The following is a 7,478-nucleotide window of genomic DNA, read 5'->3' on the forward strand; positions in this document are numbered from 1 at the left end:
CCCCTCTGACCGGCCTCAGGTAAACTATTTCTCTTCACCAAGAGCCATGTGCACAGCGCGATCTCTGCAACTGCCATTGTCAACATTATTAATACCAGGAAGTGCTCGGGAAATTCGATATCTATGAGGAAGATCGAATATGTGAGGGAGGCAACTATCAACAAAACGCCAAGGAATCTTGGGATATATCCCGACACGAAGACCACATAGCCTAGTAGAAATATATGGGATGCGAAGAAAATATAGCCGACGCCCTTTATGGCGGCATAGCCGTAAGCGTCGATCGTTTGAAAAAGCAGCGCGAGAACTCCAACCATCAATACGACTGCGTATAGCAACCGGAGCGCACCAGTCAGTGCCGCAAGCTTCCTATTCACAGGACTGAGAACAATATAGAGACCAATTCCGATAATGGAGTCGATCAAGAGCACAACTAAGTAACCGATCGAGGCGAAAACGAGTACCGTGGGATTTGCCTCAATGTCCCGTGCCAATGCAGACGTGTCTCCGGGCACAACGAAATTGGCAAGTAGAAAGTCATCGACCAGTGTTACAATCAAAACCGATGCTAAGAATGCGATACCAACAACCATCGCCGCTATTTTAGCTGAAATCGCAGTGGTGAGGCTTTTTGATACTTGCCGTCCCATTCAAACGTTACGCTCCTAACGGTATCGTTTCGAAATAATAGCGATCTTCCATTTCACAGGATTGATTTCTGTCAGATCTGGCGACTGGCGACTGGCGACTGGCGAAAATGTTTGCTTGGTCAGAAGTTCCGCAAAGGCTATCGCTCTCTGGCGTCGGCTCTGGGCTCCGAGCCGACCTTCTCTGCGACCCAAATTGATGACCGCTCATGTGCAGAAAGCGGCCTTTCGGCATAGCAACTACGTTTTCAGCGCCATCGCAAGTTATGCAGGTTACGCGCTTCCCTGTTTCGCCGACTCCCTTCCCTGTTCTTGCTTAATCTTTCCCTGATAGTCCGATATTTTTCCCTGTCATCAAATTAACAGGGAAATGCCTTCTAACTCACTGTAAACGCTCACGGAAATCGCAAAAAAGTCGCCCAAATCACCCAGATTCAGCCAAAAAATTGCGAATTTTCCCTGTATTTTCCCTGTTAACAGGGAATTTCGGGCCGAGACTGGTTCGCTCTGGACTGCTTCCACCACCAATCAGTCTCAGACAAACCGCAGACATTACACGTACTCACAATCGTGTTTATATTTCCGTGAGTTACGGGGTTGTAGAGCGCCAGAGACCTCATATCTGGTCTCTGATGTGAGTCATATCGGGTCAAATTTTGGAAAAGTCTCAGCCGGGCAAGTGCGCGTGAGGTCTTGAGCCGTTCAAAGCGAGATCAAAGATGCGGAAATCCGAGGATTTCGCGTTGCTTTGCCCAGTTCAGCGGCAGCTCAGGAAGATCGCGTAATGATTTCACGTTGAGTCCTGATGGCTGACGGCCCTCGAGAATGGCCATCGAGATGTCCGGGGCCAGCCAGGCCAGTGGAAGAATGCGACTGACGGACCCGCTACGCAATCCTTCCCGCTGTGTGATTTGTTGAACAGTTATGGTCTTCCCATCTAGAAGTTCACTTGCCCACCGCTTTGCATCTGCAACAAGTGCGATGAGGCTTGGATCCGGTTGCGGCGCATTCTGGGGCACAAGGACGATCGCCCTGGCGCGACCGTTCTGACGTTTTTGGAATGGAATTTCGAACATCGCGTTGATTGGAACCATCGAGGCATCCGGCCCCAATATCTTTGCGAGGTTCACCGATATCCGGAGAAGGTCATTCCTGGCATCGATGCGTTCAATCATGCCGCGGAAGTTTTGCATCGATGCCTTCTCGCCCGCTGCATCCGTTTCGGTCTGCTTTTTGTGCACGGCGCGCAAAATGTCAGCGACCAGGGCTGTCCCCATCTCCTGCGCAGTCGCCTGCTCTGCCAACCAACGCTCGTCTCTCAGATGCTCCCTGAGGCCGGTTAACACAATGCGGTCTATCTCATCGGCTGGCAAACGCTCGGCGCCGGAACTGTCCTCTGAACCGTGCAATTTCGATGTGTAATACCAATACCGCTTCGTCCGGGTCGCCGCTTTTGCGTGAACTGACTTACTGGCGTAGGTCGTGCGCATCACTCGGCCTTTGCTGTCGAACAGAACGCCATCCAGAAGACGCTTAACTGATCGCCGGGTTGAACTGATTGTCTTGCCGCCATGATCCGCCAGTTGGGTTTGGACCGATTGCCAGGTGACATCATCGATGATCGCGTCATGCAGTCCTTCGTACAGTTTCTCCTTGTGCCGGGTTTTGCCGATGTAGATTGGATTGCGCAGGATGTTGTAAAGCGCACCGCGCGAGAAGGATGTGCCGCCGCTAACTTGTCCATGCCGATTGGTGCGCTGTTTGCTGACGACGCCCAACGCATCAAGCCGCACTGCAAGCTCTCGCACCGATACTTGTGCCAGATACTCAGCAAAGATCGTTCGGATCGCGGTGGCTTCGTGCGGGTTAACGACAAGCGCTTTGTCGATCACATCGTACCCAAGCGGTATGGCGCCTCCCATCCACATGCCTTTGCGTTTGGACGCAGCAACCTTGTCGCGGATACGCTCGGCCGTCACTTCACGCTCAAACTGCGCGAATGACAAAAGTACATTCAGGGTCAGACGGCCCATGGATGATGTGGTGTTGAACGCTTGCGTCACCGACACAAACGACACCCCTGCCCCGTCAAATACATCGACCATCTTCGCAAAGTCCGACAGCGCTCGCGTCAGCCTGTCGACCTTATAAACGACAATGACATCGACGCGCCCTGCCCTAACGTCTTTCAAAAGCTGTTGCAGACTTGGGCGGTCCATTGTTCCACCAGAGAAGCCGCCATCGTCGTAGCGTTCCGAGTTCTCCGCCCATCCCTCGTGTTTCTGACTGAGGATGTAGGCGGCACAGGCCTCGCGTTGTGCATCAAGCGAGTTGAAGCTCTGTTCCAAACCTTCCTCGGTCGACTTACGGGTGTAGATGGCGCAGCGCTGCCGGATCATGACTTGCCCGCTTCCCGTAACCCAAAGAACTTTGGACCATTCCGGTTTGTCCCCGTCATTGCCCGCGCCACAGCAGACAGGGATGAATAGCTCTGGCCATTCCAGGTAGCGCCGCCCTCGGTCACCAATACTTCGTGCGTGGTTCCGCCCCAGTCCTTCAGAAGACGGGTGCCATTACAAACCGCCGGCGGTAGGGTACTTCCAACCAGTTCAGCGGACGCGCTTTTTACCTTCTCCTTGATGATCCGGTTCCAATCGCGACGCGTTTTGGTGGGCTCAGGTCCCTCCCTCCCGGCTTGTTCGTCCCAAGCCAGGGCCAATCGCATCAGGCGGGCCGTGAAGGTCTTGGGCGGCACAGTGCCCTTGATCTCCAGCCAGGCACGCCGAAGCGTTGCGGCATCCGCGCGTTCCAACTTTTGAAGGCGCGATGTCATCGGGTTCGTTGTCACTGGCAATCCCCGCGCACCGCCCGGTAGCGTGCAGATTTGCCTGACCGGTCGAGTTCGATCGGCAGGCCCGAAGACCTCAATCGTGAGATCGCGGCACGAACAGTATGTGGCTGCCAGCCAAGCTGCTGCTGAATCTGCTCAGCGGTTGCCCCTCGCTTTCGAGACAATAGTTTGCGCAGGCTGTCGGCTTTGGATTTCCCGAGCTGGCTTGGGCGCTTGATCGTTGATGGGCGCGTCGGTGCGATTCCTGTGATTTGTTCACTCATTCTGGTCTCCTTGCAATTGCGGGGCAATTGCGCCCCGTACTGACCGAAGCCCGGCAATCCGGGCGAGAGACCAAAAGGCTCAGTGACACCAGTGACGCTCACGTGGACTCCGAAGTCCAGTGGAAGATCGAAGACATTGCGAAAGGCCTAAGAAAAATAGCGGGCAGCATTTGCCGCCCGCCCTACCCTCAAATGTCGATCTTCTCGGCAATGCTCAGCGCGTCTTCAAGTTCGACACCGAGGTAGCGAACCGTGCTGTCCACCTTTGTATGACCAAGCAAAAGCTGGACTGCGCGTAAATTGCCGGTTTTACGGTAAATCAACGCGGCCTTGGTGCGTCGCAGTGAATGTGTGCCGTGTCCGCTTGGGTCAAGACCAATCGCCGCCACCCAATCGCGAACAATCCGGGCATATTGCCTGGTCGACACATGCGGCCGGTCATGAAACCTGCTCGGGAAGAGATGGGTGACCGCCAGCATCGCTGGGCTGCAAACCCAATTCCAGATGGAGTCCCGTGTGCCTTCCGAGACTTCGAATTGAACTGGTCGCTGTGTCTTGCTCTGGATGACCGAAACTCGCTCCCGGACATGATCGCCGACCACGAGATCTCCGACCCTTAGGCGGACAAGATCGCAGCCGCGCAATTTACTGTCGATGGCAAGGTTGAACAGCGCAAGATCTCTGAGATTTCCGGCCAATTCGAGCCGCGCCCGGATGGCCCAGACCTGTTTCGGAAGGAGCGGGCGTTTTTGACCAACAAGCCGTCCCTTGTTCCAGGGCCTCTATTTTGGCTTGATTGCAGGAAGTTGGATTTTGGACATGAGATATCCTCCATCCATCCCTCCCGCTCCTGACATCAACACCGTGTCGACCCGCCAACTCTACCAAACGACCAAATGGCCGGTTAATCCGGTACCAGACCTTCATAATCCGCGCAGCATATGACTGCATAGAGCCCATAGTGACCAATTTTGCATCTGCAGCATTCTGTGTGTGTCGCGTCCAAATTGGAAGATGACAATCGCGAGGGGTCTTTGAGTTGAGCGAGAGCGATGGCTGATTTGAATGACTAACTTAGGCGCAAATAAGGTTGTTCCCGAAACGCGGAGAGTTGACCTGCGCAAACAATATACTCTCAGAGCATAAATATCTGGCAAAGCTACAAAAAACGCGCGAAAATCAAGCGGGAGTGCGTGCTTGGTGGGCGGAATTAGGTTGAAATCTTTAACTGTCTGGCCTCGAATGCTCACGTTCTGCAATGGACTTCAGATTTTTTGAAATCTACCGACGTGGTGACTATCTCTGGACGCTGTTCGAGGGAGCTTTGTTTAGCATCGCACTAACGGTCGGCGCGGCGATCATAGGTTTTTTGTTTGCGTTGGTTCTTTCCGGCGTCCGCTACGGGCAGATACCCTATGTCAGACATCTTGCGACCAGCTATGTAGAGTTCATCCGCAACACACCGCTGATTGTTCAGCTTTTCTTTGTCGCCTTCGGCTTGCCCTTGTTGTTGGGGTATCAATGGCCGTTTTGGGCCCATGCGCTTTTAGCGTTGGTTCTGAACTTTTCCGCATATTTCTCCGAAATACTGCGCGCAGGCTACGGAACCGTGCCAGATGGTCAGCGAGAAGCCGCAGCGGCATTGGGTATGGGTAACCTTCTCATCTTCTTTAAGATTGTGCTGCCGCAGGCCGTCGCCAAAATGTATCCATCCTTGGCCAGTCAGTTCATCTTTCTCTTTCTGACCACAGGCGTCATCTCGGAAATCGGCGTCAACGATTTGACCCAAGCTGGTAAGTTTATCGACAGTAGAACATTCCGCACGTTCGAAGTTTTCTTCACTCTTACCGTCCTTTACATCGCGATTTCGCTGTCTTTCAAAGTGATACTGGCAGGCCTGCAGAGGCGCCTCTTTGCATGGCAGGTCGTTCGATGAAGGGTCTGTTTGTCGCGGCCTTCGGCGAGCCCGAAGGCGTTGTATTGTTTCAGTTGATCGTTGCAACGCAGTTCACGATCTATCTGTCCTTGATCGCCTTTATCGGCGGCGGGGTCGTGGCCGCAGGCATCACAATTTTACGGATTATTCCGTCCAAACCCACAAAGTTCGCCGCGCAAAGCTATATCTGGTTTTTCCAATCTGCACCGCTGCTAATGCTGCTGTTCTTGTTTGGGCTGGGTATCCCGCGGCTTATCGGGTTTGACGTTAATATCTGGGTCGCCGCGAGTCTCGCTCTGACTCTGTATAGCAGCGCTTACCTTGCCGAAGTCTGGCGCGGCGCGATCCAAAGCCTTCCCGATGGTCAATGGGAAGGCGCAGAGGCTCTTGGTCTGAAGTTTTTCCAAACACTCCGGCTAGTTATCTTGCCACAAGCCCTGCGCGTTTCTTTGGCCCCTACGGTGGGTTTCATGGTGCAGATCATCAAGGGTACCTCGCTGGCCTACATCATCGGGTTTTCCGACCTGATGAGCATCGGCAAACGCTGGGCCAATGCGCCCGTTGAAGGCACAGAGCCATTCATCATCTATCCACTCATGGCGCTGATATATTTCGCTCTGTGCTTCCCTCTTTCTCGGCTTGCAATCCGCCTGGAAAAAAAGCTCGGGACAGCGCCGAAAATCCCACCTGTCGCTATCTGATCACGATCAATCAACAAGGAACTTAACTATGAAGAGACTTACTAATTTTATTGCCGCCGCCGTGCTCGCCTTGCCCGCGTTGGCCACGCAGGCATCTGCTGATCTTGCCGACATCCTAGCAGCCGGAACAGTCAAAATTGCTATTCCTGAATCTTTCGCACCCTTTGGGGCGCTGGGCGCATCAGGTGAATACGAAGGATACGATGTCGATGTAGCAAAACTTATCGCGGCAGACCTGGGCGTAGAGCTTGAGCTTGTCCCCGTAACTTCCAATCAACGTATTCCATTCCTAGAGACGGATCGCGTTGATCTTGTCATCGCAACAATGGGCGCTAACCCTGAGCGCGCCAAATCGATTTGGTTCTCGTCCGCCTACGCGCCTTTTTTCTCTGGTGCTTTTGCATCCTCCGGCAAAGCGATTGAGGGCGTTGCTGACCTTGCAGGCATGTCTGTCGGTTTGACTGGCGGCACGCTTGAAGATCTGGAATTGACGAAAATCGCACCTGAAACTACAGAAATCATCCGCTTTGGCGACAACGCTGCGACCCGTGCCGCGTTCGAATCTGGTCAGGTCGATGTGCTCGTTAGCGGAAACACTGTCGCTGCAGCAATCAGTGCAGCCGATGCAGATGCAGACATTGAAACAAAGTTTATCCTCAAAGAATCGCCCGCTTTCATTGGCGTCAAGAAGGGCAACTTGGACCTGCTGTTTTGGGTGAATACGTTCATTTTGCACAAAACTTTGGGTGGTGAATTGGATGCCTTGTCCAACACATGGCTGGGCCAAGACCCTCCTGCGTTGCCAAATCTATAATCCATTGACCATTCGCGCACCCGTGTGTGCTGAGTACTAAGAAAGCGGCCCTACGACCATGCGGCGTCGAAGGGCCGCTGCCACATTTCGCGATGAGACAATGGTTGTCCTCAGAAAGAAAAGACATTCTAGCTTGGAATGTCTAGCCCCCAAGTTCTGTGCCATTTCTGATTAGAGTTTCTGGCACTGGTGGTCGCATGTTCAGAGCCTGGTGCGGACGTGTGTGGTTGTACTGCTTAAGCCAATGATTGATGACGATCTGTGCC

The 7,478-nt window shown here is 53.4% G+C and carries 8 protein-coding genes and 1 pseudogene; 3 read left to right on the forward strand and 6 right to left on the reverse strand.

Annotated elements, in window-relative coordinates:
- The 5 genes and pseudogenes from BOA8489_RS19580 to BOA8489_RS19600 all read right to left on the reverse strand — a co-directional run.
- Positions 1 to 650, reverse strand: a 650-nt coding sequence (locus BOA8489_RS19580) for a DUF4386 domain-containing protein (protein ID WP_093976001.1), incomplete at its 3' end; no start/stop codon positions are given.
- 710 nt (positions 651 to 1,360) lie between these two features.
- Positions 1,361 to 3,046, reverse strand: coding sequence for a recombinase family protein (locus BOA8489_RS19585; RefSeq protein WP_093976002.1), 1,686 nt, complete (start codon positions 3,044 to 3,046; stop codon positions 1,361 to 1,363).
- The gene (locus tag BOA8489_RS19590) at positions 3,043 to 3,495 is read right to left on the reverse strand and encodes a DUF2924 domain-containing protein (protein ID WP_176440388.1); all 453 of its coding nucleotides are present in this window, start codon (positions 3,493 to 3,495) and stop codon (positions 3,043 to 3,045) included. The genes BOA8489_RS19585 and BOA8489_RS19590 overlap by 4 nt, the downstream gene beginning before the upstream one ends.
- Entirely contained in the window at positions 3,492 to 3,761 is a 270-nt protein-coding gene (locus BOA8489_RS19595) for a DUF3489 domain-containing protein (RefSeq protein WP_093976004.1), read from the reverse strand. Before BOA8489_RS19595 ends, BOA8489_RS19590 begins: the two co-directional genes overlap by 4 nt.
- A gap of 188 nt (positions 3,762 to 3,949) precedes the next feature.
- A pseudogene (locus tag BOA8489_RS19600) lies at positions 3,950 to 4,582 on the reverse strand (tyrosine-type recombinase/integrase).
- Positions 4,583 to 5,019: 437 nt separating this feature from the next.
- On the opposite strand from BOA8489_RS19600, the gene BOA8489_RS19605 reads away from it, so the two are divergent.
- The 3 genes from BOA8489_RS19605 to BOA8489_RS19615 are packed head-to-tail and all read left to right on the forward strand — an operon-like array spanning position 5,020 to position 7,212.
- Complete coding sequence (locus tag BOA8489_RS19605) at positions 5,020 to 5,697, forward strand: amino acid ABC transporter permease (protein WP_093976005.1); 678 nt, start codon at positions 5,020 to 5,022, stop codon at positions 5,695 to 5,697.
- Entirely contained in the window at positions 5,679 to 6,398 is a 720-nt protein-coding gene (locus tag BOA8489_RS19610; RefSeq protein ID WP_217897980.1) for an amino acid ABC transporter permease, read from the forward strand. Before BOA8489_RS19605 ends, BOA8489_RS19610 begins: the two co-directional genes overlap by 19 nt.
- Positions 6,399 to 6,426: 28 nt before the next feature.
- Positions 6,427 to 7,212, forward strand: coding sequence for a transporter substrate-binding domain-containing protein (locus BOA8489_RS19615; protein ID WP_093976006.1), 786 nt, complete (start codon positions 6,427 to 6,429; stop codon positions 7,210 to 7,212).
- Between the two features lie 142 nt (positions 7,213 to 7,354).
- On the opposite strand, the gene BOA8489_RS21145 is transcribed toward BOA8489_RS19615, so the two are convergent.
- Complete coding sequence (locus BOA8489_RS21145) at positions 7,355 to 7,471, reverse strand: integrase core domain-containing protein (protein ID WP_370807386.1); 117 nt, start codon at positions 7,469 to 7,471, stop codon at positions 7,355 to 7,357.
- Positions 7,472 to 7,478: the final 7 nt, after the last annotated feature.

The sequence above is a fragment of the Boseongicola aestuarii genome (genome assembly GCF_900184815.1).
Lineage (GTDB): Bacteria > Pseudomonadota > Alphaproteobacteria > Rhodobacterales > Rhodobacteraceae > Boseongicola > Boseongicola aestuarii.

What these genes read in the sequence shown, in the direction of transcription:
- BOA8489_RS19595 (WP_093976004.1), bottom strand. Translation starts at nt 3,761, where the DNA reads ATGAGTGAACAAATCACAGGAATCGCACCGACGCGCCCATCAACGATC.
- BOA8489_RS19585 (WP_093976002.1), bottom strand. Translation starts at nt 3,046, where the DNA reads ATGATCCGGCAGCGCTGCGCCATCTACACCCGTAAGTCGACCGAGGAA.
- BOA8489_RS19605 (WP_093976005.1), top strand. Translation starts at nt 5,020, where the DNA reads ATGGACTTCAGATTTTTTGAAATCTACCGACGTGGTGACTATCTCTGG.
- BOA8489_RS19615 (WP_093976006.1), top strand. Translation starts at nt 6,427, where the DNA reads ATGAAGAGACTTACTAATTTTATTGCCGCCGCCGTGCTCGCCTTGCCC.
- BOA8489_RS19610 (WP_217897980.1), top strand. Translation starts at nt 5,679, where the DNA reads ATGGCAGGTCGTTCGATGAAGGGTCTGTTTGTCGCGGCCTTCGGCGAG.